The organism is Bremerella sp. TYQ1 (assembly GCF_020150455.1).
In the GTDB taxonomy this organism is placed as follows: domain Bacteria; phylum Planctomycetota; class Planctomycetia; order Pirellulales; family Pirellulaceae; genus Bremerella; species Bremerella volcania_A.
The window spans coordinates 5,869,717-5,895,948 of the sequence record NZ_CP083740.1 but is presented as its reverse complement, the minus strand read 5'-3'; the positions used below and the strand labels follow the sequence as shown (position 1 = coordinate 5,895,948).

21 protein-coding genes are annotated in these 26,232 nt (G+C 55.2%); 13 read left to right on the top strand and 8 right to left on the bottom strand.

Going from position 1 to position 26,232, the window contains the following annotated elements:
- Positions 1–83: 83 nt before the first annotated feature.
- The 4 genes from LA756_RS23970 to LA756_RS23955 all read left to right on the top strand — a co-directional run bounded on the left by LA756_RS23970 (position 84) and on the right by LA756_RS23955 (position 2,775).
- A complete protein-coding gene (locus LA756_RS23970) occupies positions 84–854 on the top strand; it encodes a hypothetical protein (RefSeq protein ID WP_224437253.1) in 771 nt (256 codons plus the stop codon).
- A gap of 99 nt (positions 855–953) precedes the next feature.
- Positions 954–1,892 (top strand): PmoA family protein, encoded by a 939-nt coding sequence (locus LA756_RS23965; protein WP_224437252.1) that lies wholly within the window; start codon positions 954–956, stop codon positions 1,890–1,892.
- A gap of 246 nt (positions 1,893–2,138) precedes the next feature.
- Positions 2,139–2,432: a hypothetical protein gene (locus LA756_RS23960; protein WP_105349541.1), complete on the top strand. Its 294-nt coding sequence runs from the start codon at positions 2,139–2,141 to the stop codon at positions 2,430–2,432.
- 97 nt (positions 2,433–2,529) lie between these two features.
- Positions 2,530–2,775, top strand: a complete 246-nt coding sequence (locus LA756_RS23955) for a carbon storage regulator (RefSeq protein ID WP_224437251.1) — start codon at positions 2,530–2,532, stop codon at positions 2,773–2,775.
- 256 nt (positions 2,776–3,031) lie between these two features.
- Here the strand turns inward: LA756_RS23955 and LA756_RS23950 are convergent, their stop codons facing one another.
- Entirely contained in the window at positions 3,032–3,256 is a 225-nt protein-coding gene (locus LA756_RS23950) for a hypothetical protein (RefSeq protein ID WP_224437250.1), read from the bottom strand.
- A gap of 670 nt (positions 3,257–3,926) precedes the next feature.
- Between LA756_RS23950 and LA756_RS23945 the strand changes: the two genes are divergently transcribed.
- Positions 3,927–4,352, top strand: coding sequence for a secondary thiamine-phosphate synthase enzyme YjbQ (locus tag LA756_RS23945; RefSeq protein ID WP_224437249.1), 426 nt, complete (start codon positions 3,927–3,929; stop codon positions 4,350–4,352).
- Between the two features lie 317 nt (positions 4,353–4,669).
- On the opposite strand, the gene LA756_RS23940 is transcribed toward LA756_RS23945, so the two are convergent.
- Entirely contained in the window at positions 4,670–5,785 is a 1,116-nt protein-coding gene (locus LA756_RS23940) for a lipid-binding SYLF domain-containing protein (protein ID WP_224437248.1), read from the bottom strand.
- Positions 5,786–6,090: 305 nt separating this feature from the next.
- Positions 6,091–7,314, bottom strand: a complete 1,224-nt coding sequence (locus LA756_RS23935; RefSeq protein WP_224437247.1) for an amidohydrolase family protein — start codon at positions 7,312–7,314, stop codon at positions 6,091–6,093.
- An 86-nt stretch (positions 7,315–7,400) separates the two neighbouring features.
- On the opposite strand from LA756_RS23935, the gene LA756_RS23930 reads away from it, so the two are divergent.
- Together LA756_RS23930 and LA756_RS23925 are read left to right on the top strand one after the other, a co-directional pair.
- A complete protein-coding gene (locus tag LA756_RS23930; protein ID WP_224437246.1) occupies positions 7,401–9,677 on the top strand; it encodes a serine/threonine protein kinase in 2,277 nt (758 codons plus the stop codon).
- Positions 9,678–9,689: 12 nt separating this feature from the next.
- On the top strand, positions 9,690–11,432 hold the full coding sequence (locus tag LA756_RS23925; protein ID WP_224437245.1) for an adenylate/guanylate cyclase domain-containing protein: 1,743 nt from the start codon (positions 9,690–9,692) through the stop codon (positions 11,430–11,432).
- A 16-nt stretch (positions 11,433–11,448) separates the two neighbouring features.
- Here LA756_RS23925 and LA756_RS23920 read toward each other — a convergent pair whose 3' ends face one another.
- The 4 genes from LA756_RS23920 to LA756_RS23905 all read right to left on the bottom strand — a co-directional run bounded on the left by LA756_RS23920 (position 11,449) and on the right by LA756_RS23905 (position 16,181).
- Positions 11,449–12,876 carry a folylpolyglutamate synthase/dihydrofolate synthase family protein gene (locus LA756_RS23920; protein ID WP_224437244.1) on the bottom strand — a complete coding sequence of 476 codons (1,428 nt, stop codon included), beginning with the start codon at positions 12,874–12,876 and terminating at the stop codon, positions 11,449–11,451.
- A gap of 485 nt (positions 12,877–13,361) precedes the next feature.
- Complete coding sequence (locus LA756_RS23915; protein WP_224437243.1) at positions 13,362–14,375, bottom strand: DUF1559 domain-containing protein; 1,014 nt, start codon at positions 14,373–14,375, stop codon at positions 13,362–13,364.
- A gap of 174 nt (positions 14,376–14,549) precedes the next feature.
- Positions 14,550–14,966, bottom strand: a complete 417-nt coding sequence (locus LA756_RS23910) for a hypothetical protein (protein WP_224437242.1) — start codon at positions 14,964–14,966, stop codon at positions 14,550–14,552.
- Positions 14,967–15,170: 204 nt separating this feature from the next.
- Positions 15,171–16,181 carry a DUF1559 domain-containing protein gene (locus LA756_RS23905; protein ID WP_224437241.1) on the bottom strand — a complete coding sequence of 337 codons (1,011 nt, stop codon included), beginning with the start codon at positions 16,179–16,181 and terminating at the stop codon, positions 15,171–15,173.
- Between the two features lie 490 nt (positions 16,182–16,671).
- Here LA756_RS23905 and LA756_RS23900 point away from each other — a divergent pair, with 490 nt between their 5' ends.
- The 4 genes from LA756_RS23900 to LA756_RS23885 all read left to right on the top strand — a co-directional run bounded on the left by LA756_RS23900 (position 16,672) and on the right by LA756_RS23885 (position 22,704).
- On the top strand, positions 16,672–17,601 hold the full coding sequence (locus LA756_RS23900) for an ABC transporter ATP-binding protein (RefSeq protein ID WP_224437240.1): 930 nt from the start codon (positions 16,672–16,674) through the stop codon (positions 17,599–17,601).
- Positions 17,602–17,663: 62 nt separating this feature from the next.
- Positions 17,664–19,532, top strand: coding sequence for an ABC transporter permease (locus LA756_RS23895; protein ID WP_224437239.1), 1,869 nt, complete (start codon positions 17,664–17,666; stop codon positions 19,530–19,532).
- Positions 19,529–21,409, top strand: a complete 1,881-nt coding sequence (locus LA756_RS23890) for a hypothetical protein (RefSeq protein ID WP_224437238.1) — start codon at positions 19,529–19,531, stop codon at positions 21,407–21,409. The genes LA756_RS23895 and LA756_RS23890 overlap by 4 nt, the downstream gene beginning before the upstream one ends.
- 14 nt (positions 21,410–21,423) lie before the next feature.
- A complete protein-coding gene (locus LA756_RS23885; protein ID WP_224437237.1) occupies positions 21,424–22,704 on the top strand; it encodes a hypothetical protein in 1,281 nt (426 codons plus the stop codon).
- Here the strand turns inward: LA756_RS23885 and LA756_RS23880 are convergent.
- Entirely contained in the window at positions 22,695–23,387 is a 693-nt protein-coding gene (locus LA756_RS23880) for a bifunctional 2-polyprenyl-6-hydroxyphenol methylase/3-demethylubiquinol 3-O-methyltransferase UbiG (RefSeq protein WP_224437236.1), read from the bottom strand. The genes LA756_RS23885 and LA756_RS23880 overlap by 10 nt on opposite strands.
- 194 nt (positions 23,388–23,581) lie before the next feature.
- On the opposite strand from LA756_RS23880, the gene LA756_RS23875 reads away from it, so the two are divergent.
- The gene (locus LA756_RS23875; RefSeq protein WP_224437235.1) at positions 23,582–25,351 is read left to right on the top strand and encodes a hypothetical protein; all 1,770 of its coding nucleotides are present in this window, start codon (positions 23,582–23,584) and stop codon (positions 25,349–25,351) included.
- Positions 25,348–26,217 (top strand): glycosyltransferase family 2 protein, encoded by an 870-nt coding sequence (locus tag LA756_RS23870; protein WP_224437234.1) that lies wholly within the window; start codon positions 25,348–25,350, stop codon positions 26,215–26,217. The genes LA756_RS23875 and LA756_RS23870 overlap by 4 nt, the downstream gene beginning before the upstream one ends.
- Positions 26,218–26,232 lie beyond the last annotated feature (15 nt).

Here is a 26,232-nt window from a genome sequence, read left to right as displayed (position 1 = left end):
CTTCGCCGGTCGCTATTCGTTATCGTCCTCGCAGATAGATATCTCGCCCCCGCGAATTACCTTTCGACGAGTTGATTGAGCCTGTGAAAACTGCCACGCTTACCTTCGCTGTTCTTGCCGTTTGGACCACGTTGATCGCGACTTCCGTTGCGGCTGACTTTCAAGTCACAACGCAGATTTATCGCGGCAATGCCCGAATTCCAGCGGTTACCTATCACACGGTTTTCAATGGCACCAAAGTCTACGACGTCATTGCTACGCCGCCGCGGCAAGCGACAATCATCGACTACAACACCGGCAAGATCACTTTGCTCGATCCGAATCGAGAAGTGAAGCTGACTATGTCGACGCAAGACGTGCTGCAGCATTCTGCCTATTTCAAATCGCACGGTGATTTTCCAGACGATCCACTCTGGAACTTTCTGCGAGATCCGAAGTTCAGCGTCAACTATGATCCGCAAACGCAGATCCTGAAACTGGATGGCAAACCGCTGACCTACGAATCAGATCTCAACAAGATCTCGGATCAGGCGTTGGTCGATGCCTACGCACGATTCTGCGATTGGTCGGCCCAGTTGAACTTCATTTGTGCCGGAGGTGATCTCCCCCAGGCCCGTATCGAGTTGAACCATCAGATCAGTGCCAAAGGGGCCGTTCCCAGCGAAGTTCGCAAAACGATTCGTCACGCGAACCCGGCTAAAAGCGTTTCGCTTCGCAGCACGCACGAATTCCAGTGGAGCATTCAGCCTGAAAACCTGAAGCTGATTGAATCTATTGAACAAGATATTGCCAAAGCCAAAGCCGTGACGCTCGGCGAATACGTGAAACCTGCTTTTACCACGGCACAAAACTAGGCGTTTGCTGGATTGCGGAATATCTCTCAGGTACGATGAGAACAGTTTTCTACGTTACACTGTTCGACACCCCACCTGAATCAAAAGGATATGCCGCGCATGATCCGCCTCTTAAGCCTTCTGCTAGCTGTCAGCTTTTCGTCCGTCTGCTTGGCAGCCACCTACGAAATTACGCAAGAAGATGATGGTTTGACCGTCCATTATGACGGCAAACTGCTAACGCGTTATCTGACCAAGAGTGGTGCGAAGCCCATTCTGTATCCACTGCTCGGCCCAGATGGGCTGCCGATGACGCGTCGTTTTCCCATCGAATCGGTTGGCGAGCATGAACGAGACGATCACCCCCACCATCGCAGTGTTTGGTTTACGCACGGCAAAGTGAATGGCACCGACTTCTGGCTCGAAAAAGAAGGCGTCGGCGGCCAAATCATCCACGAGAAATTCGAGAAGGTCTCAGACGGCGAGAACGCTCAGATCGTCTCTGTAAATCGCTGGGAAAAGCCAGACGGTACCGTCGTTTGTCGGGATCGCCGCACCATTACGTTCGGACAAGACGAAGGCCGGCAGTACTTCGACTTCGACATAACGGTGATGGCCGGAGACGAACCAGTCACATTCGGCGACACCAAAGAAGGTGCGTTTGGCATCCGCGTGCCGGGCACGATGAAAGTCGACGCAAAGAAGGGAGGCACCATCGTTAACGACAAGGGTGCGAAGAACAAAGATGCCTGGGGCAAGAAATCGGCATGGGTCGATTACTACGGCCCTGTGAAGGACGAGACCGTTGGGATCACCATCATGAACCATCCGTCCAGCTACGGCTATCCAACGCACTGGCATGTCCGTACGTACGGCCTGTTCGCAGCAAATCCTTTCGGAATTCATGACTTCGTCGGGAAAGACGTCGAATCAGGCGACCACACGATTGAGCCAGGCAAATCGATGAATCTCCGCTATCGCGTTTTGCTTCACGAAGGGACCACCGACGAAGCTGATATCCCTGCTGCCTTTGCTCGCTACGAAAAGGTGAAGAAGTAACGGCAAACGTACGAGAAAAGTACATCAATCTTCAGAAAAACATCAAAGCCCGGGCAGTTTGACTGCTCGGGCTTTTTGTACGCGCCGCGATCACAAATTTCCCATGCTTCCTAGTCTATCTATGTCAAACTTTGACGTTCACACTGCCGATACCTAACTTTGCAAACACTTAACCCAGGTTACCCAAACGGCCTATTTCGATGGCGATCGGAACTCGGCCGTATAGATACGGAGCATCCCCAACCTATGGCCGCTGAATCCCCGTGTTTCACGCAGCTGGAACACCTTCGGCAGTACATTTACCAGATCCTATGTGACAAAGAGCAGCTTGAGCCGGGCGTATTCCCCATGACCGAACGTGTCATTGTGCGAGCCCAAGATCCTTGCGGGATCTATTTCTGCTTGCACGGACCGCGAAGCGTCAAATGCACGGCGATCTGGGAGACCGATACCAACACGATTTTGTTCTATGGAGCCAGTGGCGAGCGGTTCCTGAGAACGCAACTTTCGAGTGCTTCCGCTTTGCAAGTGGCCGCCTGATTTTCAGGAGGCCGCGGCCAATGGATTGGCCGCATGTCACCTAGCCGCTGGATCCTATTTCATACCCAAGACCGCATAAACATGGAGGTTTATTCATATGCTAGTCCTTTCCCGCAAGGAAGGTGAAAAGCTTCGACTCGGCGAAGAGATTCTGATCACCGTCGTGAAAGTTGGAGCCGATAAAGTCCGCCTCGGCATCCAGGCACCATCCAATTTGTTGATCCTCCGCGACGAGCTGGAACTGCACGACCAGGTCGACGCCGAAGAGGAAGAGCGTATCACGCTGGTATTCACGCAAGAGGTGAACCAGCCGGCCACGAAACCGATGAGGATCGCGGCCTAATCACGCGGCAGCAGGCGTGATTGCGGAAAACGTAGGATGGCTACGGCCTTAACAGCGCGAAAGCCATCTTCCCAGTTAGGTGCGTCCGGCAGACAACTGATGGCCGTCTGCCCACGACGTTGGTAGCCATCCTACGAAGCAGCTAAGAAACCGCAACTTTGAAAAACAGAGTTACCGACAGCGCATAAAAAGAGAGGGGTGGTATTCCACCCCTCTTTCATTTTGTATCATCCGATACGTCGTTGTCAGCGAGGGTTTACTCGCGAGGGCGAATGGCGCCCGTCAGACCGGTGTAGTCGCAACGATCTTCGTCGTGCCATAGCGGCAGGCCTTGTTCAACGCGACGGCGAAGCACTTCGATCTTGGCTTCGGAACCAGCAGGCGCGTCGGTTGGGATGAATTCATCGCCAGCGTCCGGAACGAAGTCTTCGTCGTGACCGAACTTCAGGATGGCGTCAAAAACGTTCTTGATCTTCTGCATCTTGGGAATTACCTACTTTCCTAACAGGGGCGCACAGGGCGTGTGAATTGCGTACGGCTTACACAGCCGGATTGTTCGTATCGATCAAGGAGAGCGAGCACAGAAAACGTGCTAGCTGACCTTTGCGGGTATTAAGAGCAATATCCGTTCGCTCGTGAGACAGCAGTCTGCCAACTTAAGAACATCAGGGCTCTAGACCCAAACAGTTCTCGGCTTGCAGTGCTGACGGCCTCCACATCGACCATTAAAAATCGGTAATTTCTTTGTGGGTCGAGGTGTCTGATAGATTTGGCCGTTGATCGTCCCTAAGGATCCTCCCCAGGTCTGATCAAGCACACGATTATTTATTGATCGCTTAACGTGTCAATAGAATTTTCTGCGTGTTGCCGCAAGGCGAATTGTCTCAGTAACCTCAAACCACTCAGTAGCTTCCGATCTAAAGCATATGTTTGAATTGGCAAAAAGCAAAAACGACCGATTAACTTCCACCGAAGCCAGCGTTAGCGTCTCCTTAATGGAGACTTAACCTCCTTAGCAGGTTCGCCGTACGGGTTGCCGAAACAGAACCGATTCGCGAAGCTGTACCGTTTGCCCGGCAAGACCCCTTGCCAAAAGTTTTTTTGCTGCTTCCGTTTTTTCCATCGATCTCTGCTCCACTTGGGGGGCCAAAATGGCCTGGATTCAAAAAGAAATGACGCTCCGCGCTCGCTCGCGGGGGTTCCATCTCATCACGCGTGACGTGCTAGCCGAGCTTCCGGAACTTCAAGATTTTGGGGTTGGCATGCTGCACGTTTTCATACAGCACACGTCGGCCAGTTTAAGCATTAACGAGAACGCCGATCCTGACGTGCAGACCGATTTGGAGATGGCGTTCTCGAAGATCGCTCCAGAGGACTTCCCATACGTCCACACGATGGAGGGCCCGGACGATATGCCGGCCCATATCAAAGCAGCCATGCTTGGTAGCAGCGTGACGATTCCGGTCACCGACGGGCGGCTCAATTTGGGGACCTGGCAAGGGATCTATTTGTGCGAACACCGCAACCATGCCAGCCGTCGCCGATTGGTCCTCACGCTTCAGGGCGAGTCGCGATAGCCTGCCGCAATGGCGTGGTCGGCCCCGCTATTTTGGCCCTTTTGCACGCGCACACTTCGGCCGAAAAGCTTCGATTCCGCGCACGTTTGGCCGAATTCCGCGCAAATCTTTTGCACACTTGGTCAATACTTCGTTACAATTTATGAAAACGAAGGGGCCAAGTCATAACCGGAGAAATAAGGGGAACGATTCTTCCACGGCCTGCGTGCTGGGCATTCCACTTCGGCGCATTAAAAAAGAGAGGCCAACTTTCGTCGGCCTCCCTTCGCGTCTTATTTCAGATGGGCTTGCTCGCAGCGGTGCCGCGCGACTTCCGTCTATGGCTGGACCGGAGCCTGCATTGGTGGTGGGGGCAACTGGATCGCACCATTTTCGGCTGCCATCGCCGACAGGGCATCGGTGTAAGTGATCAGCAAGCCATGCACGTGCTGGAAGTCAGGTCGCTGCGTTAGCTGGGCGTAGTTCGCATTCCCTGCAACTTGATCGTACCGAGCGATACAAGCCTGAAGGACCTGAGGGTTGGGGTGCGGTCCCTGTTCGTAAATCTGTTTCGGAAGTGCGAGATAGGCTCGCCATTGATCGTCGAGCATGCTTCCAAGCCGGTTCGAGGCCGCCGCTAGTTCCATTCGCAACTGATCGACGCTGACGCCACCCGACTGCTGTGGAACCATGGCAGGGTTCAATTCGACACCTTGCTGGGGCGTTTCATAGGTTCCTGTCGCTTGCGGTTCGACAATGGCGCTATCGGAGTATCGGCTGAGCGTTGCCAACAGTTCGGCCGCCGAGGCAGGCAGAACCGGAGTATTGGTCGCTTGCTGACCTGCAGGCGTCAGCCCGGTGCTGGCGTAGTAATTGCGATTGGCCATCGGATCGATCTGCAGCGAGCTCCCATCGACCGAAGCTCCGACGAACAAGCCACGGCTGCGGCTGTAGGAATAGATCTCGCTCTTGAGCGACAAGTCGGTTCCAGCCGAAGCGTTTCGACCGACCGGACCGGCACTCGCGGCCGCATCAACACCAATGGTGAACTTCCCGTTGAGAAGCCCCTGGATGCTGTTGCGAGTCATGAAGACCAGCACGACGTCGGTGGCTTGAATGCCTGCCTGCCAGCCGACGCTTCCACCGGTCATGGTGACAAACTGTGGTGGCTGCCAGGCTCGGTTTTCGTCACGAATCATCGCGACACCACGGCCATGGCGAACGCCAACGACGAAACCGCCTTTGATCATGTTCGGAATGATCACGACCCCTTCCGCTTTGGAGAGCATGCTTTGCGGAATGCCCTTGGCGGGGATGGCCATGATTTCGTTCAAGACGCTTGTCGCTTGATGCACGACAATGTCTTCGCGACTCTGCTGCTGAGCCAAAACGTTATGAACGGTAAGCAGCGAAAACGTGATCGCCGCAAGAATAACCGATGAGTACCGGGTCATTTGATTTTCCTCCTCCGTGAACTTGGCCGCCGCTAGCATTGAAGGCAGTGAGGCGACAGCCTGAGTTTGCCCAATGTATCGCAGTCGTCAGAATCGACAAACCTCGATTTACGACTTACAGGTGGGCTTAACATGCCAACGTTATTACGGCACGTAGAAGAATCCGTTCATGCGTGCCGGGTCTGACCGCAGGGTGCCATGCTCACGCCAACGTGGGCATGTGGTCAACGAAACGAAGCATTACTACGCAGACGAAGACATGGCACTCATTCACATGCACCGATTCGACGCGACTGAAAAAACTCCTACGAAGCGGATTGCCTCGCGTTGTACTTCATCAGTTTCTCTTTCACGCCGGGAATGATCTTGGCGGCGTTTTCGTGGTAAATCTTCTTCAAAACGTCATCCGGCAGTCCAATCCCGTAGATGTACCACAAGCCTTGTGGCGGCGGCACTTTTTCGGAATAAGGGAAATACTCGTCGTAGGTCTCGAAGAATCGCCAGTAGTACCGCAGACGCTCTTCCGGCCAAGGACCATCGGTGCCGAACAAGATTCGGTCCTGGTATTTCATAATGAAGTCCCGAGCCGTGTAGGGCTGACGACCAAGCTCTGAAATCCGCGAGGCAGGCTCGATATACAAATTCGGATACTTCTCGAGCCATTCCGTCACCGTCGCCAGGTCTTCCGAGTTGTTCGCGAAGTGAGCTCCGATGAACGTCGTTTCGGGGTGACGTTCGATCACGCGGTTTCGGGCCGCCAGCAGTTCTTCCCGCGAAGGGAACTTGTCCCCATGAAAGCTCCAGTCGGGATGGCGAGACAGTTCTTCCCACCGTTCGTTGGTCTTGTCGATCGGGTCGAAGAAGGCAACCGGATCGGCCGTATGGATAATTACCGGCAGTCCCAGTTTTCCGCATGCTTCCCAAATAGGATCCCAGCGAGGGTCATCGATTTTCAGAAACGAACCGTCGGCGTCTTTGTAGCCCAAACCAAACTGCTTGAACAATTTGAGCCCGGAAGCTCCTCGCTTTTTGACTTCGGCCAATTCCAACGCCATGCGGCGCCCAAACTCGGGACGTTGACAGGCCCACGTCTCCGGCTTGTCAGGATCCCCCTCTCCTTGCCAGTCGATGTTGGCATAGATGAGGAACCGATCGGGGTACTTCGTCCAGAGGTACTTCGCATGCTCGTCGAAGTCGGCCCCCAGGCGACCATCCAAGCTGACGCAAACTGCGATATTGTTGCGATCCATCACCGCGACAAAGTCGTCTAATTGTTCTGTGGAATGTTTCAAGCGGTAGCGAAAGTGGGTGTGATCGTCGACGACAGGAAACTTGGCGTGCGATAAGTTCGTTTGGCGAACCTTCAGGGTCGCTTCGGGGCGGAATTCGCCGATGGCCAGCGGCCTGCCATCTTCGCCATCGAGGGGAGGATCGGTTTCGTCCGCTTGAGCGAAGGCAACCTGGGCCGCGGCAAGCGTAACGGCCGCCAGCACTGCCAAGTGAAGCACGTTTCGGAAGAAACCCAACATGAAACTTTCCTTTCGTTGTCAACTTTTTTGGGCCTTAGGGGATAACCCTCGTAAGGCTTTTCGCGTCGTCCGAGGGAGGACGAGCGATGTCACGATTGGTACGGGAGCAAAATGGTCGTAAAATGTGGCGATCGAACCAATCTTCGAATGCTTGCGATGTTATGAGCCTGGAAGAAACCCAAAAACAAACGCCGGGGCAATTGAGCGCGGCCAAACACTTGAGCCGCCCCAAGGGCAAACCGCCGTGTGATATTCCTGGCTACGACCTGGACGCTTTGCTCGGCCGTGGTGCCTATGGGGAAGTCTGGGTCGCCACGGCCCAGAATACCGGGCGCCGTGTCGCGATCAAGATCTACCACCACCGCGGGGCACTGGACGAAAGTGTCGTTTCGGCGGAAGTCGAAAAACTGGTTTTTCTTTCGGCCGATCGTTACGTTGTCCAGCTTCTAGAAGTGGGTTGGAATTCGGAACCTCCCTACTACGTGATGGAGTATCTTCCCAACGGATCGCTGGAAGATCAACTTCGTCGCGGCGGAGCGATGCAGATCGAGGACGCGATTCACATCTTCAAAGATGTGGTGATTGGCCTGCTGCATGCCCACGGTAAAGGTATTTTTCACTGCGACTTGAAGCCAGCCAATATCTTGCTGGATCAAGACGGCAAAGCTCGCATTGCCGACTTCGGCCAATCGCGGCTGTCCAACGATCAACGCCCTGCCCTGGGGACACTCTTTTTCATGGCCCCCGAGCAAGCGGACATCGAGGCCACCCCCGATGTCCGCTGGGACGTGTACGCACTGGGGGCGCTGCTGTATACGATGCTCGTCGGCGAGCCTCCGTTTCGCTCTTCTTCCAGCGTCGGAGAAATTGATTCGACCTCCGGACTTCGCGATCGACTGCAGAAATATCGTGAACTGATCGCCAATTCGCCGCCGCCAGAGAACCATAAAAAAATTCGGGGCATCGACCGCGAGTTAATCCAGATCATCGATCGGGCAATCAGCGTCAATCCTCGGCACCGATACCACAACGTTCAGGAAGTTTACGACGCCTTGAACGAGCGGGAACGGAACCGATATCGTCGCCCCCTGTTGGTGCTAGGCATTCTGGGGCCTGCGGTGCTGCTGACGATCGGGCTTCTGTTTGGCTGGCAGAATTACAAAACGGCGATGGCGACCAGCGAAGGGGCGATGATCTCCAAAGCCCACGAAAGCAATCAGTTTGCCGCGGAACTTGCCGCTACGAATGTCTCGAGCGCCATCGGTCAGCGTTTCGAGGAAGTGGAACGCCTGGCAGACGATCCGGAGTTTCTCGATCTGTATTTGAACACCATCTACGATCCGGAGCTGAAGGAGCTGCTGGATCGATTGCATGAAGTCCGCGCGACGGGGGCAGATCAAACGCCTGACCGGATTGCCTTCCAGCAGCACCCTAATCGCCAGGCACTGCAAGACCGCATTCGGGCCCAGTTCGAGTTGCCGTCGCAAAAGAACACCGCCAGCTGGTTTGTGGTGGATGCCCATGGGTTTCATATCGCGTCGTCGTTCGATGCCGACCCGGCCGTTTCGCCGATTGGGGGCTACTTCGGCTATCGAACTTATTTCCAAGGAGGAGCGGCCGATCTTTCGCCAACCGCCCCTACCCCGGAACCGATCAACGAAACGCATCTTTCGGCTGTGTTCCGCAGTACGGCCTCTGGCACGTGGAAAGTCGCTATGTCGACGCCGCTGCGAACCAACGGCAAGCTGGTGGGGATCGTGGCGATGTCGATCGATGTCGGGAAGTTCACCAGTCTGGAACCGGCCGAGCATCAGTTTGCCGTGTTGGTCGATGGCCGCGACGCTCCGACGCATGGCGTGATCTTGCAGCATCCGCTGTATGACAAACTGCTGGAAAACCGCGAGATGGTGCCGATTCGCTTTTCGGAGGAAGACCAGTACCGCGTGAAGCTCGACCAGTTTCAATCGAATCAACCGGTGGTCGGCAAAGATCCGATCGGGCACGACAAGCTGGGGCAAGAGTACAACAAGCCATGGATTTTCGCCGCGAAGGATGTTGTCTTACCGCAGCGAAAGGGCCAGGTTTCCAGCGACCCGCAATCGACCGGGCTGGTGGTCGTCGTGCAGGAAGACCACGGATTTGCAGTGAAGCCAATTCACGAGCTCGGCAAGCAGCTTTCCCAGCAAGCCATGCTGGCGGTCTCGTTGATTATCCTGGTCGTGCTGACGCTGTGGTACTTTGTCGTGCGAGCGCTGCGACGTGTCGATGTCGGGGCGGTCGCAACCGGCGATTCCAGCAGCGTAATTCCTCCCCACGAGATGCCCACGATCGTGGCCCCTGTCAAAACCGGAACTAAATCGTAGCGAAGGGGGACTATGGCTGAATTGTTTGCTCGCGATACGCTTTCTTCGCAGCGGTGGCGACGACGTCTCGTGCCGAATCAGCCGATCGTCATCGGTCGTACGACGCCCAAGTTTCCGATCGCGTGGGACAAGCAGATCTCGTCGCAGCATGCCCAATTGAACTGGAATGGCGTTCAGCTGGAAGTCCGCAAGGTGGAAGAAGCGGTCAATCCGATTTTCTACAACTCGCGGCCACGAATCTCGTTTATGCTCGACCCCGGCAAGCATTTCGTCATCGGACACACCGAGTTCCTGCTGTTAGACTCGGAACCGACGATGCCGCTACCGCATCGCAGCCCCAAGACGGAAGTCACCATTCGCCCCGAAGAAATCCGCAAAGCCTCCTTCCGCAAAACGCCAGGGCGGATCGAACTGCTGACCGAGTTGGTCTCGAAGATGACCGCCTCGACCGATCACGAGCAGCTGATCGTCATTACGTTGCAGCAACTTCTGCAAGGCATTCCCCACGCCACGGAAGTGCTTTTGCTAGAGCCAACGCAAAGCGAGACCGGGCCACAGTTCGCCCCAATCGCGTGGGACAGTCGCGATGGTATTTCAACGCCACGTGGTTCAAGCCGCAGCTTGATCGAGAACGCCGTCCATTCGCAAATGTGCGTACTGCATGTCTGGCCAAGCGATCCTGACCCGGCTGAGTCAGACTATACCCAAATCGCTGGGCACGACTGGGCGATGTGTATTCCGATTCAGATTAAGCTGCAGCAAGTCGCCGCACTTTACATCTCCGGGAAGCGGGCTCGTCTGGAAGGCAATTTGACCGAGGTCGAACTGCTGCAGGACGATATCAAATTCGCCGAGCTGGCCGGGTCGACGTTCGCGAATCTCTCGCGGAACCTGGCGTTGGAACGACGGCAATCGCAGCTGAACCAATTCTTTACGCCGGGTTTGCTCGATCACGTTTCGTCCGATCTCGACAGTTTCCTCGCCCCGCGCGAGGCCGATTTGATGGTGCTGTTTTGTGATCTGAGGGGCTTTTCCCGTGCGACCGAAGAGCACTTCGATCGGCTGATTCCTTATTTGAACCATACGAGCGAAACACTTTCGATCATTACCGCGGCCATCCTCGCGCAGCAGGGCGTGATCGGTGATTTTCATGGCGATGCGGTGATGGGCTTTTGGGGCTGGCCGGTCGATGCAGCGGAGAATCCGTTAGGTGCGATCCAAGCAGGCTGGGAAATCGCCCAGGCTCTCGCAGGCACCGACTTCCTTTGTGCGGAATCGCCACCGAAAGCAGGCATTGGTATCGCGGCCGGACGTGCGGTGGCCGGCATGATCGGTAGCCGCGATCAAGTGAAAGTGACCGCGTTTGGCCCGCCGGTGAACCTGGCTGCCCGGATCGAAGGGCTTACCAAACCGCTAGGCGTTCCGTTTCTGCTGGACGAAAAGGCGGTCGCACAGCTACAGCAACATCCTTCGATGCCGCCGAATACCTTCCTCCGGCTCGGCAATTTCCGCCTGGCAGGGCTGCGGCAAGCAACGCAGATCTTCACCGTCAACTCCGGCGAACAGCCATGGACCGCCCATTACTCTCAGGCACTCGCTTCTTTTGAAGACGGTAACTGGCCGCAAACCAAAGAGATGCTTGAGGAAGTGCCGGAGTCGTTTGGACCGCGAAAGATGCTATACGAAATCATGGCTCAGCACGAAAACCGCTGTCCCGCCGATTGGAACGGTACCATCGAGCGAACCGCGAAATAGCTCTGGGGCGGACATGTTACGGAGTCGCACGAAACGTTGCATCTTGATTGGCGGCCGTTTCAGCCCAGAAGCGTTTGAACTCGGCCGCAATGAAGAACGAGCCTGTCACGACCAAGACATCGTCCGCTTGCATCTCGTGCATCGCCTCATGGAACGCGGCTTTCGCTTCGTCGGTGGTATGAATCGGTACGTTGCGGTGGTGCTCGATCGACTCGGCAATCTTCAACAGCTGCTCGGGACTCGTCGAGCGAGGACTGAAGCCATACTTCGTCAGCCATACGTTATCGAAGGCGGTTAGCAGTTGCCCTAAGACCGCCGCATGATCTTTATCGCCACTCGACGCAAACACAAGATGCCGCCGTTGATCGGGGAAATGCTTCTCGAGTACTTCGACCAGCGCGGCGGCAGAGGCATCGTTGTGAGCCGCATCGACTATCACCGCTGGGCGTTCCGAGAGGCATTCGATACGAGCCGGCAACTGCGTGGTGGCCAACCCTTCGCGAAGGGCTTCGTCAGAAATTGAATGCCCTGCTTCGCGGAGCTGATGTACGGCCGCGATCGCCAGCCCGGCGTTGGCGACCTGGTGATCTCCCTTCACCCGAATGACGAGCGACTCGGCTGGCTGGTCATGCCACTGAAACTCGAATGCTTGCTGGAACCATGCCCCGCGAGCCGATTCGGTCCAGTCGGTCGCTTTCGGCGTGCTGCGGAAGTCTCGGCCAAGTTGGCTTAGTGGTGCCTTATTTTGAGCGGCCACGTTAGCGATTACCGACTGAGCTTCGACCGCTATTACGCCACTTACCACCGGCACATTTGGCTTGATAATACCCGCTTTCTCGCCAGCAATTTCTGCCAGCGTGTTCCCTAATAATGCGGTATGGTCGCGGCTGATGCTGGTAATAGTGCACAGCAGCGGGTGGCATACATTGGTCGAATCGAGACGACCGCCGAGTCCGACTTCGATCACTGCGAAGTCGACCTCTTGCTGGGCGAACAGCAGAAATCCCATCGCGGTGGTGATCTCAAAGAACGTCAACCGATCCTCAGGGCCGGCGGTTTCGTCCATCTGCTGCACGATCGGCCGGATTTGATCGACTAGCTGCACGATATCTTCCGCGGAACAGCTATCGCCGTTGAGCCAGAAACGTTCTTCCAGGCGTTCCAAGTGGGGCGAAGTAAACCGACCGACGCGGTGCCCCGCTTTCCACAGAATGTTGGACAGGAACGCCGAGGTCGATCCTTTCCCCTTGGTACCAGCCACGTGGATGATCTTGAGCTTGCGTTCAGGATTGCCCAGCGCGTCCATCAGCGACTGCATGCGGTCGAGCTTGAAGCTGCGCGAGCGATAGGGGATGTCGGTCGTTCGCTCGTAATTGATTCGCTGGAAGAGATAATCCAACGCTTCCTGGTACGAGGGCGAATCGGCAGATTGGCTGGCGTCCAACGAGATTTCTTTCTCGAAAGTTTCCGCAGGAAATGAAACGTAGTGATGCCCTTATCTTAACGAAAATCGCCAAGTTACCCACCGCGCTCGACTGTTCCCCCCACGAAATCCGAAAACTGAACGCTTCCTGCAGCGCATAAAAAAAGCCGGTTCACTGCGGGAAGTGAACCGGCTGAGGATCAGGAGACGGACGTTGTTGTAAACGGGGGCTCGATTCGTTGGACAGACGAAACGAGACGTTGGAGGTTGCACGATGACGTTCGGGGAACATTTCGTACGAGCTTGTCCTAGAGTAAAGCACGAGGTGTGCCAAACGTGCCGTGAAATATCTGGAGAGCAACCTAACCAACAACGTATGAAGCAGTTACGCCATTTCAGAAAAAAACGGAGCCCAATTTGCTAGCGTGCTGATTTGTAAGCTTTGCAAATAGTACAAAGCTGGTTTTGAAGTTCCTACCGAAACCGTCATACGATTTGCCCGATCGTTACAATTTGTTGCGTAAGGAAACCTCACCGCCGAAGCGAGTACCGATCGTGCGGTAAACGTTGAGGTCGACCGTTTCGGTTACCTTGCTAACGCTTCCATCAACGAACGCGACATTCACCACCCCTGGGTGGAAGCTGCGGGCCGTGACTGCACCCATGCATGGATTCTGATCGACATCGCCAGCCCCTTCCGAGTTGTTCACGAAGTCGGCAGGCTGCAATTGACCATCGATATTGAAGATGGTATTCGGCGTGAAGAAGGCCGTGTAACCGGTTTGATGGACGTTGCCGCTGACCCATTGCGAGTGGCCAGCCGGTGCCGTCCCTGCGGTGACGTTTGTGTTGATAATGTTCGCCACGTCGGAAAGGCTCGGCACACCGGACGAGTTGTCGTACTCCGAGCCGGAATAGAACCGCGTGTACGTATTCACCTCGGAAATGGCCATGGTGTTGCTTGTGCCGTCGGCGAATTCCGCGATGCGGGTATAGCGGTTCGCTCCGAAAGCGCCGTCGCCTGACTGCGAACCGTCGTAAACCATAAACGTGCCGTGCGAGAGGGCATAGTTCGACGGAAAGTGATCGGGGGTGCCGTCTCCGGTGACGTCGATCGCACGTAAGTTTATTTCCGATGGGCACTTAAACATATCGAGTTCCACGGCCGGAAGTGGTACGCCGACATTCAAAATGTTGGCCTGGGCTCCGTTGGATTGATAGGCAGTGTAGGAAGTTCCCCAGTCGATGGCTGCTTCCAGTGGCCCTTGTTCAAGAAACGGCAGCAGTCGAGCCAGGCCAGACCATTGCCCTCCGGCATCCCACGCGGCGGGAAACGCATCGTGGGTTTCGTGATAAACGTGCATTGCCACGGCCAACTGATGCAAATTGTTGGAGCACTGCATTCGCCGAGCGGACTCGCGAGCTTGCTGCACGGCCGGCATCAGTAGCCCGACCAAGACCCCAATGATGGCGATGACCACCAACAATTCAACGAGCGTGAAACCGTGACGGCGTTTCATTCGCGACAACCTCGGAGAAAGATAAGGCGGGATTCTGGGAAGCCTTTTAAAAAATCTCCCCATGTGTAGGTATAGGCAATTCTAAGCGAGCCCACCACGTTTATTAAGTAACTTATTGCCGGAAGCAGGCCAAAGGTTTCGTTTTCCTGGGCAAGGAAATCGTCAAAACCGGGCCTATTGGTCGGTATCCCCTTCGATCAGTTCCCATTCGCCTTCGTCGGTTTGCAGCACGATCGAGCGATATTTGAAGAAGAGTTCGAAGGTAATCAGCCTTCCGGAGCCTTTGGGCCCTTTCACGTCCAATACGTCGGTCCGCTTGCCCCCTTCGTTGAGACTCGCGAAAAAGTTGTGCGAGCACTGGTCGATTCCGCCCAACTGCTCGATGACGATCGGATGTTGGCGAACTAAATCGGCCGCTCGGTTGGCATCTTCTTGTGTTCCGTTGCGAATCACGATCACCGCGACCACCACAAACGCAATGACGCCCGCGATGATCAGTGGCATTTTCCACGGCGATCGTCGCGGTTGGTCTTCGTTGGTGATGTACGGGTTTTCTGCTTGAACAAGTTCCGAGTCGACAAGCTCTTCCACGACCACCCCTCACAGAAATTTCAATTTCGTACCGATTTAGGTTGCATGATAACCGCTTGGCTGCCAGAAACCGAGGATTTCGCGATCGATTTTCAGGTTAAAGGCGCCCTTGATCGGTCGAGCCAGAAAAAAACGCCACGTCAGAGCCTTCTCTGCGTGGCGTTCTTGATGTTTAGATTCAGAATCGATCTCAACGAGCTCGGTTTAGAGATCGCCTCGATTGATGACTTCGCCGCCGTTGCGAGTAGCGATCGCGCGGTAGGTGCCCAGATCGACCGTGTCGGTGACCCGAGATACCGATCCATCCATGAATGCCACGTTCACCACACCAGGGTGAAAGCTTCGAGCGGTTACCGCCGCGAGGGTTGGATTGGTGGACAACGTTGAAGCACCGACACTCTCTCGATTATTGGTGAAATCGATCGGAATGGCACGCGTTCCGCCGCTGGGAACAAAGTCGGTATTAGGCGTGAAAAAGGCAGTAAAACCAGTCTGATGCGTTTTGCCGTCGACCCATTCGGTATGGCCGGAAGTTCGCGCTCCTTCGACGACATTGCTTTGGATATAGCCAGCGACATCGGGGAAACTGTTGATTTCCGCGGTGCCATATTCGCTGCTCTCGCGATCGTAGTCGGTGTACGCTTTGGCTTCGCTGAACGCCATCACGTTCGTCGTCCCGTCGGTCATGTCGGCCATGCGAAGATACTTCGTCGGCACAAACGCACCGTTCCCGCCATTGCTGCCGTTGTAGACATACCACACGCCCATGTTGATCACGTAATTCAATGGGTAGTGATATGGGTTGCCACTGCTGAGTCGCAATTGATCCTTCACCTCGGAAGGGCAAAGCAACAGATCAACTCGAATCGCCGGAAGTGGCACTCCATTGATAAACCGGTTGGTATCGGAGTGGTAATTTGAGTAATCGACGGCGTAATCGATTTCCGATTCAAGCGCTTTTTGCTCGAGATACGGCAGCAAGCGTGCTTGGGCGGACCATTGATTGGAACCCCCTTGCCAACTTGTTGGGAATCTTGTGTAAGTGTCGTGATAGTTATGAGTTGCGAGAACCCATTGCTTCAGCTGATTGGTACACTGCATCCGGCGGGCTGCTTCGCGTGCCTGTTGAACGGCGGGCAAAAGCAGGGCGATTAAGACACCAATGATCGCGATTACGACCAGGAGTTCGACGAGGGTAAAGCCTCTTCTTTTCATCGGCGGGGGGCCTTCTCTATAAGGGATCAAGGGAGGTTGAGAACTTGATAGGCCAACAAAGCTGGTCATTATGATACCTAGTCTCAGTCCAAATGTCAGTCCGTCGAGGGGAATCCCCCCTAAACCCCTGAAAACTTTTTTTGGTCATCTGTCTGCATAGGCAATCGACCGCCCCTAATACGGTGGCTTGCCCCTATAAGCGGTAGAATGGGGACAATAACCAAGGAAGATCGTATGAAGTCGGGACCCTGTCACGGTTTGGTTCCTTGTCACTGGGCTGCGGTGGATTTATAGTCGAACTTTTCCCTTAGTCGTTCTCCACTCGGCAGAAGGAGTTAGAAAAGCAGTCTAAGCTAGCCGAACCAAGCTGGCTGAGCTGCGTAAACAGGGAATATCGGGCGAACCACCTATTCGGCAGCACGCCCTAAATCATTTCCTGCTCATCTATTTCTTCTTCCCATAAGCACCACCGTGGCTTGAAACAGGTTCCATGGCATCGGTAGAAACTCAACCGCAATCGTCTGCTTCCTCATCCGACAACGAAGTCATCATCGAAACGCGTAATCTGACCAAGATTTATCGCGACTTCTGGGGACGCCAAAAAGTTCGAGCCCTCAAAGCACTCGACTTGGAAGTGCGTCGTGGCGAGATCTTTGGCTTGCTCGGACCAAATGGTTCCGGCAAATCAACGACGATGAAGCTTTTGCTCGGCTTGCTCTTCCCCACTAGCGGTCAGGCTTTGGTTTTCGGCCAAGATCCGACCAGCATCGCGACGAAGGAACGCATCGGCTACTTGCCGGAAGAGTCGTACCTGTATCGCTTTCTGGATGCTCGGGAAACGCTGAACTTCTACGGCCAGTTGTTTAACATGCCTGCCGATGTTCGCCAGAAACGAGTGAACGAACTGATCGAGATGGTCGGTCTGAAGTGGGCCGAACGCCGTCAGTTGAAAGAATACTCGAAGGGTATGACCCGTCGAATCGGTCTCGCTCAGGCACTGATCAACGATCCAGAGCTGATCTTCCTCGACGAACCAACGACCGGTTTAGACCCCATCGGTATTCGCGAGATGAAGGACTTGATCCTGAAACTCAAGGAACAGGGCAAAACGGTCCTGGTCACCAGCCACCAGTTGGCCGACCTTCAGGACGTTGCCGATCGTATCGCCATTCTGCATCAGGGCGAACTGAAAGAACTGGGTCGCGTGGATGCGTTGCTGAAAGTCAGCGACGAAACCCAAATCCGTGCCAAAGGTGTCAGCGAAGAGGCGAAAGCCGAAATCCGAGCCATCTTGGAACGTGAACACGCCGAGAACATCTCGGTGGAAAACCCAACAACGACGCTGGAAGAACTCTTCCTCAATATCGTTCGCGAAAGCGAAGCCCGACCTGGCCGCCGTGCCGGATCGGACAAATCGTAGTTGCCTCGTTAGAACGCATTGGCCCATCCTTCCACGCGAATCATCGATAAGAAACAGTCACCATGGGGATTGAAGATACTATCCAGCCGCTTTCCGAGTGGCTACTTCCCATCCCGGGCGAGCAGCTTGGCGGCCTTCTCACGTTCCTGATTTCCCTGATCATCCTGATCGTCGTCGGTCTGGTGTTCGGGTTCATCATGTCGGTCTTCCGCAACGGCCCTTTCGAGGCCTTTTATGCGGTGTTCGGCACGGCCGTGAAATCGGTTCCAGAGCTCCTATCCATTTCGCCGCGTCGTGTTAGCGCGATGACCTGGCTCGCCTTCCAGGAAGCAATTCGCAAGAAAGCGCTTCTGGTTTTTGCGTTGTTCATGGTCGTGCTGCTGTTTGCCGGGTGGTATATCAACCCTAGCGCAGAACAGCCGGTGCGTCTTTACTTGACGTTCGTGCTGACGTTCCCGAAGTGGCTGGTGCTGCTGTTGGTAATCGCCCTGAGCGTATTCAGCCTGCCGGACGACATCAAACGCCGCACGATTTACACCATTTACACCAAGCCTGTTCTTCCGAGCGAATTGTTCCTCGGGCGTCTGTTTGGCTTTGTCGGCGTCGGTACGATCGTGCTTCTCGCCATGGCGGTGGTCTCTTACATCTTCCTGATGCAGGGCTTCAACCATACGCATTACATCGACGCTGAACAGCTTGTCCAAGGGGAAGACGGAACGCTGATCGGCGAAACGACCGAAGCGGCCGGACATAAGCACGCCGTCACGATCTATCCCGACGGTACCGGCGAAACCGATCGTACGCACGAGCATCGTCACGCGATCTCGCTGAACGAAGGGGCGACCGGCAACGAAAAGTACACCGTGCATGGCCCGACCGACATGTTCCAGGCCCGCGTTCGCCATATCGGGCATGTTCGCTTCCTGGATCGCTCCGGTAAAAACGCCGCACCGCGCGGGATTAACGTCGGTAAGGAATGGGAATACTTCAGCTACATCGAAGGGGGTACCTTTGGTGCCGCCATCTTTACGTTCGACAACGTCAACGCAGGGATGCTGACCGAAGTGACCGAGGGGGATGAGACGAAGGAAATGCTTCCTGTCGAGTTCAACTTGAGCGTGTTCCGAACCTACAAAGGGATCATCACGGAAGGTATCCGCGGAAACTACTACTTCAAGAATCCAGAAACCGGCGAACGTAGCATTGCGATTCCATTCACCGCCAAGGAAGAATCGGACTTGCACTACATTCCGCGAACGCTCTCCAACTTCAAAGCCGATGCGGAGAAGCCGGAACTCGACTTACTGGAAGACCTGACTTCGGAAGAAGGGGGCCGCTTGGAATTGTGGATCCAATGTGTCGAGCCAGGCCAGTACTTTGGTGTCGCTCAAAACACGGTCTACATCCTGGAAGCCAACCGCAGCTTCACGATGAACTACATCAAGTGCTACTTCGGCATCTGGCTGCAAGTGGTGCTGGTCATCACCTTTGGTTTGGTCTTCAGTACATTCCTGAATGGCCCAGTGGCTCTGCTCGCCTCGTTCCTGGCTTTGGGCTACGGAAGCATCGCTGGCGACGTGAAAGACCTGGCCCGTAGTGTCATCTATGGTGAAAAAACCGGATGGTACGGGGGTGGTCCCGCCGAGGCCATGGTGCGACTATTTACACAGAAGAACATCATGACCGAACTGGGCGACTACTTCTGGGTAGACGTCGTGAAAGGGATCGACATGGTGTTTGCCGCCCTGATTTATGCATTTGTAAACATGCTGCCTGATTACAGCATGTTCGACACGCAAGGTTTCGTCGTCGACGGGTATAACATTCCTATCGCCGTCGTCGCGGAACAATTTGTTACCGTGTTCGGCTTCTTGATCGCCCTCGTCGCGGTCGGCTACTTCTTTCTGAAATCGAAAGAAATCGCAGCATGAGCAAGAATAAATCTTTCATCCATAAAGTTATCTACGGCGTTTGCATGATCGTGATTTTGATCGCGGTCTCGCTCATCAGCCGTCCGGCAACCTCCGACCAGCCAGGCGGGATGCTCGCCCAAATGCGGCGCGAGTACAACATCTCTGACGCACAACTGGGGAAAGTCGACCCAGCCAGTGAAGCAATGCGGCTTTCGCTGTTGGGCTTGGACGGTGTCGCCATTACGTTCCTCTGGAGCAACTTGAACGAGTACCAGAAGACCGAGCAGTACACACTGATGGAGGCAACCGCCAAAACCATCTCGTACTTGAATCCACACTTATTGAAGGTGTGGGAATTCCAAGCTTGGAACTTGTCGTACAACGTGTCGCGTGAGTTCGACAACTACAAGCACCGTTATTTGTGGGTCAAGCGTGGTATCAACTATCACATGGATGGTACCGAGTACAACTACAACGAACCCCGCATGATGAACTCGATTGCCCACTTCTTCGGCAACAAGTTCGGCAACGCGGACGAAAAAGTTCAGTACCGCGAGATCTTCCCCGAAGACGATCTCTTCCACGACGAAATCCAGAAGCATCTGGAAGGAACGAACTATTCGGTTGTTGAAGATGCCGAAGGAGTCCAGGAAGGCAAGCCAGATCATTGGCTCGTCGCACGCTTGTGGGATCAATGGGCTACGGAAGTGGTCGACGCTGGGGCGGGAAGCATCGGGGCCATGTCGCCGACGATTTTCTATCAGTACCCAGCCAAACGCTTAATGAACTTCGGCGAAGCAATCGAGAAGGAAGGGCACATCTCCGAAAAAGCTCAGGCCGCTTGGGCCCAAGCTCATAAAGAGTGGAAAGAATTCGGCGACCACGAACTTCCATCGACCTACGGTATTCCCATCAAGCTGAACGACTCGGAACGTCTGGCCAAGGAAATTGCCCAGTCCGACGAAGAGTTCGAGAACGCTTACGGCAAGTTCCGCGATGAGGTTTACCAGGAAAAGTTCGCCAAGCTGCCCGAGGAAACCCAGGCCGCACTGAACACTCCCGAAGCAGATCGCACCGAAGAACAGATCAGCTTGGCCAAGGGAGCTCAGCCATCGCTTCGCGTGTCGCGATTTGAAATCGTCAAGCACATGCAAAAGGCCAACAGCGCCGACGCCATAGAGGCTTCCAAGCTGGCCAACAAGCTGGACGAAATGGAATTCCTCAAAGGCGTGATCGATCGTCAAAAAGACATCGTTGCGTTTAATTACTGGCGTACACGAGCCTTGTCGGAAAGCACCGATCGCACGATCGAAGCTCGCCGTCTGGTCTTTGAAGCTCACGAAGCCTACAAGGACGCGAACCTGGTGAAAGCTCGCGAACTGTACGAACAAGCCTGGGATAAGTGGATCGCCATCTACGACGAATACCCGGAACTGCGTGACGATGCTTCGGCCGACGTGCTCGCCGATTCGATCAAAGAGTACCGTTCGCTGTTGAACCAGTTCGACCAGGACATCTCGCCGAACTTCCCGCTGATCGATCTGCTGCGAGCCAACGACGACTTGTTCGTTGAACCAGCTTGGAGCCCCGATGAAGCTCCGGCCGACGACAAGAAGTCGGACGAAGAAAAGAGCGAAGAAAAATCGGACACCTCCGAAGAAAAGCCAATGACCGAGTCGGCAGAAACTCCGATGGAGGAAGAAGCGAAACCGGCCGAGCCAATGGAAGAAAAGCCAGCGGCTGAAATGGAAGAACCTGCCGAAGCATCCGCCGAGGAGAAACCGGCGGAAGAAGCTCCGGAAGCGGAAGCCTCGGAGGAGAAGCCAGCCGAAGAAGCGGCCGAGCCAACTGAGGAGTCTTCAGAAACCGAAGCTTCGACCGAAGACGACTCGTAAAGGTCAGCCATTTCGTGAACGAAACGTCACAACCGACCAGCGAGGCTCGATCTGCCACAGATCGAGCCTTTTCCATTTACCAGCGGCTGGTCGCCTTCTCGCTAATCCTTCTCACCGCCGCGACTTATCCGCTGTGGGTCAACATCAGCGACTTTCCGGCCGTGCCGTTCTTCGGGGCGTTGTACGACGTGCCAGGCGTCGTCGATATCGTTGGCTTCAGTGTGATGCTGCTCGCGGCAATTTCTCTGTTGGCCATCGGTCCGAAGTCGAGCTATGCGTCGATCCTCTGGCTGACGATCGCCACGGCACTGCTGCTTTGCTTTTTGCTCAACCAGCACCGCTTTCAGCCCTGGGCGTATCAGTTCGCGGTACTAAGCCTCTTCTTTGGCCTCGCTCCGGCGAAGCTCGCGCGAAAGCTGGCTATCGGCGTAACGCTTAGCATTTACTTCTACTCGGCCCTGTCAAAGCTGAATCCATCCTTTGTTTATGAACTCGGCAGCGACTTCCTGGTAACGCTCGCCTCCTTTGCCGGGCAATCGTTGACGCCCCAAGAACTGGGCCCCTGGAAATGGCTCGCCCTGGCGTTTCCTGCGTTTGAACTAGCCGCATTTGTACTGCTGCTGATGCCTCGCACGCGACGCTTGGGCATGGTAGCCGCTTGTTTAATGCATGTTGGCTTGCTGCTGGTGCTCGGTCCGCTGGGCTTGTCTCACAGTCTCGGTGTTCTGCTCTGGAACCTCTTTTTCATCGCCCAGGCCATCTTGCTGTTCGCCTTTGAACCCGCGGCCGATGCCGAAGAAAAACCGATTCCCTCCACCATCGGCACACGTCTCGCTCAATTGATTTGCTTGACGGTGATCCTGTTTCCTACGCTGGAACTCATCGGTCTTGGCGATCCGTGGCCAGCGTGGGGATTGTACGCTTCGCATGTGGGCCGCAGCCATCTGTTCCTTTCGCGGCAAGCGGTCGGCACGTTGCCGGAAAACTTGCAGCCGTACGTCGACGTCGAAGAAAGCGAAGACCTTTTCGTTCCAGTCCATCTCGAGCAGTGGTCTTTCGATCGCACCGGAGCACCGCTTTATCCTGGACAACGCTTCGCCGTGGCGACGGCTCGTGCGTTTGTCGCTAAAACGAACACAGCTGCGGCAGCACGAATTGTCCTGGAATCGCCAGCAGGTCGATTTCAAGACGAACGCGACGCGGAAGCGTTTGCTGCCGACAAAGTTCCCATGGAAAGCGATCGCCGTTTCTGGCTCAACACGCGTGCTCGCTCCGCGTTCTTCGATCAGCCGTGACGCTTCGTTCCACGAAAGAGAGCGACTGAACCGACCCGTTCGATGACCACCTCGTGCAGCGATTCCATCAACAAGTCGTTTAAGCCGACTTCGGTATCTTCCACGTTACCGAATATCTTCAGCCGATTGTAAGACGCCATCAGTTGCCGCGCGAGCCAGTTCGAGGGCTGCGGTTTGCCTAAGATGGTAGCGCCAAACAGCACGCCGCGTGGCTCAAGCAGCGAAAGCACATTCCGCAATACCTTTCGCCGAAACTCGCCATCGCCAGGCAGACAATGCAGCACATACATCATCGAGATCGACGCAAACGGCTGAATTCCCTCTGGGAGCGGTTCGGCCAGATTGGCTTGAATCACCTCCGGCTGAAGCCTGGCAATCCGCTTGGCGGTCTTCTTTAAGCAGCGCGAATTCGCATCGAGCAGTCCCACGCGACTCTTTTCGGAAAGCTGCGAACTGCGGGCGAGAAAGTAACCGGTCCCCACGCCAACGTCCAAGTGATTGTCGCTGACGTGATCCTCGAACCAGCATCGCAGAAGAGCGGTAGGACAGCTCCAAAAGAAACGATTCGAGATGCCATGAACGACCAAATCGTAGTAGCGAAGCCGCCGCGGCGTATAGAACCGGTAGCATCGCTTCGTGTCGATTTTGTCGGGACGTGTGGCCGTCATTGGTTGGGCAACCATTCTTTCGCTTCGATCGTTTCTGACTTCGGGGCAATCACCGCCGTCCGATTGTAACGATTCTGCCGCCGCCGTCCCTATCGTTTCGGAAAACCGGCCCTGCTTTCTCTCCTTGAAAAGCCATCTTCACCCCTGGTTTGCAACCTATGGTTGACCAATGGGTCTGTCCATTTCGAAGCAATCAGGCGTGCCTCATCGTGCAAGATTCGTTATCGCAACCAGAAAACAACACCTCGCGTCCGTGGGCGGCTTGGGCGATCGTCGCAGGCACACTCCTCGCGGCAGCCATTGCCGTTAGTCCCAACGGTGCCGATCCCGACTTATGGGGTCACGTCCAATATGGCCGCGATGCCCTCCGCGATGGCCTCGCCCGCACGACCACCTACAGCTACACCGCCAACGGTTACCGCTGGATCAATCACGAGAACCTCAGCGAGTTGGCCCTCGCGATTGGGGTCGACACGATTGGCCCAGCCGGTTTGCTTCTGCTCAAAACATTGCTCGGTTTAGCCATCTGCTTTGTCCCTTTTTGGAAGACGAAAGCGTTTGCCAAAAACCCGCTGCCGGTCGTCGTCGTTTCGCTACTGATCGCCGTGAATCTGACGAATCATTGGAACGTTCGCCCGCAGTTGTTCAGCTTTGGATTCTTTGCTCTCTTGCTGGTTCTGCTTGAATTCGCATTCACCGGCTGGCAGGGACATTGGAATTTGCCGTGGCTGAGTCAGCTTCGTCGCGGCGAACCGGCCGATGCTTTCAGCTGGAATCATCGCTGGGTGAAACTGATGTGGCTGGCTGTCCCGCTCTGCTTCCTCTGGACCAATACGCACGGCGGCTTCATGGCTGGCGTTGGCGTCCTGTGCGTTTACCTGGCTTGCCGCATGATCGAAGCGGCCACGTCGTATGGCTGGAAAGCTTCCGGCATGCTGCGACGCTTGGCGTTGATGATTGTCGTTGTATTGCTGGCGACGTTAATTAATCCGTACAGCTTTGGACTACATCAATGGATGCTGGAAGCCTTAAGAGAACCACGTCCTGAAATCACCGAATGGCATCCGCTTTATTCGCTGGACATGTTCAGCATTGCGTTTGTTGCCATGGCCGCGGTGATTGTCTTTTCGCTGGCATTTTCCAAGAAACCAGTCGACTTCACGCAGCTAGTCGTCTTAATGCTGGTCGCCGCTCAGGCTGTCATGCACCAACGCCATGCTCCCTTCCTGGCTATGCTGTGCGGCTTCTGGGTGACGCCGCATGTTGCTAGTGCCTGGGAGCGTGTGACGCAGAGATCCGACGGCACCGAACGTGCCCCGCATCCGGCGTTTGCCTGGGGTGCGGTTGTGCTGGGTGGCTTGCTGTTCGCCGTTCCGCTATGGCATCGCTTGAGCGTGATGCCTGTTTACCGTGATACCTACCCAGTCTCGGCGATCGAGTTCCTGGACGAACATCACCTGCATGGCAAGACGATCGTTTCCTACAACTGGGCTCAATACTTCATCGCGGCTCGCTGTGGCGAAGGCGATTCAACGGTTCAGTTCGATGGCCGTTTCCGCACTTGCTATCCGCAAGCGGTCGTCGACCGTCACTTCGATTTCATCCTGGGGGATGCCCCTGGCATGCGACATCGCAAACTCGCAGGCCCCGTCGATCCTACGGCCGCACTTCAGCAAGGCGATCCGAAACTTGTCCTGCTCGATCGGGGACAGCCTCATTCGGAACAAGTCATGGAAGAAATGGCGACCGGATGGACGCTGCTGTATCAAGATTCTCTTGCCCAACTTTGGGGACGCAGCGACTTGTTCAACGATCCCCAATCCCCGGAATATCTCGCCCCACAACAGCGTTCGATATCGGACGCTGAACAATCTGGATACGTTGCCTGGCCTGCGATTCCTTCGCACAACGGCAGCGATCACCCATCATCGCAACTGGCGCGTGCCCCACACGCGGCAACCACAAGAGGGCAACCATGACGACCAGCTTACCGACACCCGCGAGCGGAGCATCCACCTGGGAACCGATCGACGATCATCCTTTGGATCTCGCACCGTATGAATTTCGCCTCGCCGAAGCGGTGCAGATTTCAGACGAACTATTCACCGAGAACGACTCGCAGAATGTCGAAGTCGACTTTCCCGTGCCACACGATTTCCGCTTGTCGGTCATCGTTCCGGTCTTTAACGAAGAGACCACCATCGCGACGGTGATTCAACGATTGATGCAGTTGCCGTTTCGCAGCGAGATTGTCATCGTCGACGACGGAAGCACCGACGGCACGCGTGACGTGCTGACGCGTCTGGCACACTTCTGCGATCTGAAGATTGTTTATCACACCGAGAACCACGGCAAAGGGGCCGCCATTCGTTCGGCGTTGCCGCAAGTGACCGGCGATGTGGTGGTGATCCAAGATGCCGACTTGGAGTACGACCCGCAAGATCTCGTGCATGTGATTCGGCCGATCGTCACCGGCGAAGCGGACGTCTCGTATGGGTCTCGCTTTCTAAAGCCCGATAATGCCACCAAACAGGTTTCTTGGGTTCGTCAGTTAGGCAACCAAACACTGACGTGCGTTTCAAACTGCCTGACGGGGCTGCACCTGACCGATATGGAAACCGCTTTCAAAGCGTTTCCTCGCAACGTGATCCAGCAGATCGAGATTGAAGAAAATCGCTTCGGTGTCGAGCCTGAAATTACCGCCAAGCTGGCCAAGCGAAACTACCGTTTCGTGGAATGCCCAGTGCAGTACCACGCCCACGATTGGTCGTCCAGCAACAAGATTGGCTGGAAGGATGGCATTGAAGCTTTGTGGTGCATTCTGCGTTACCGGCTGGCCGATTAACTTCCGATTTTGGAT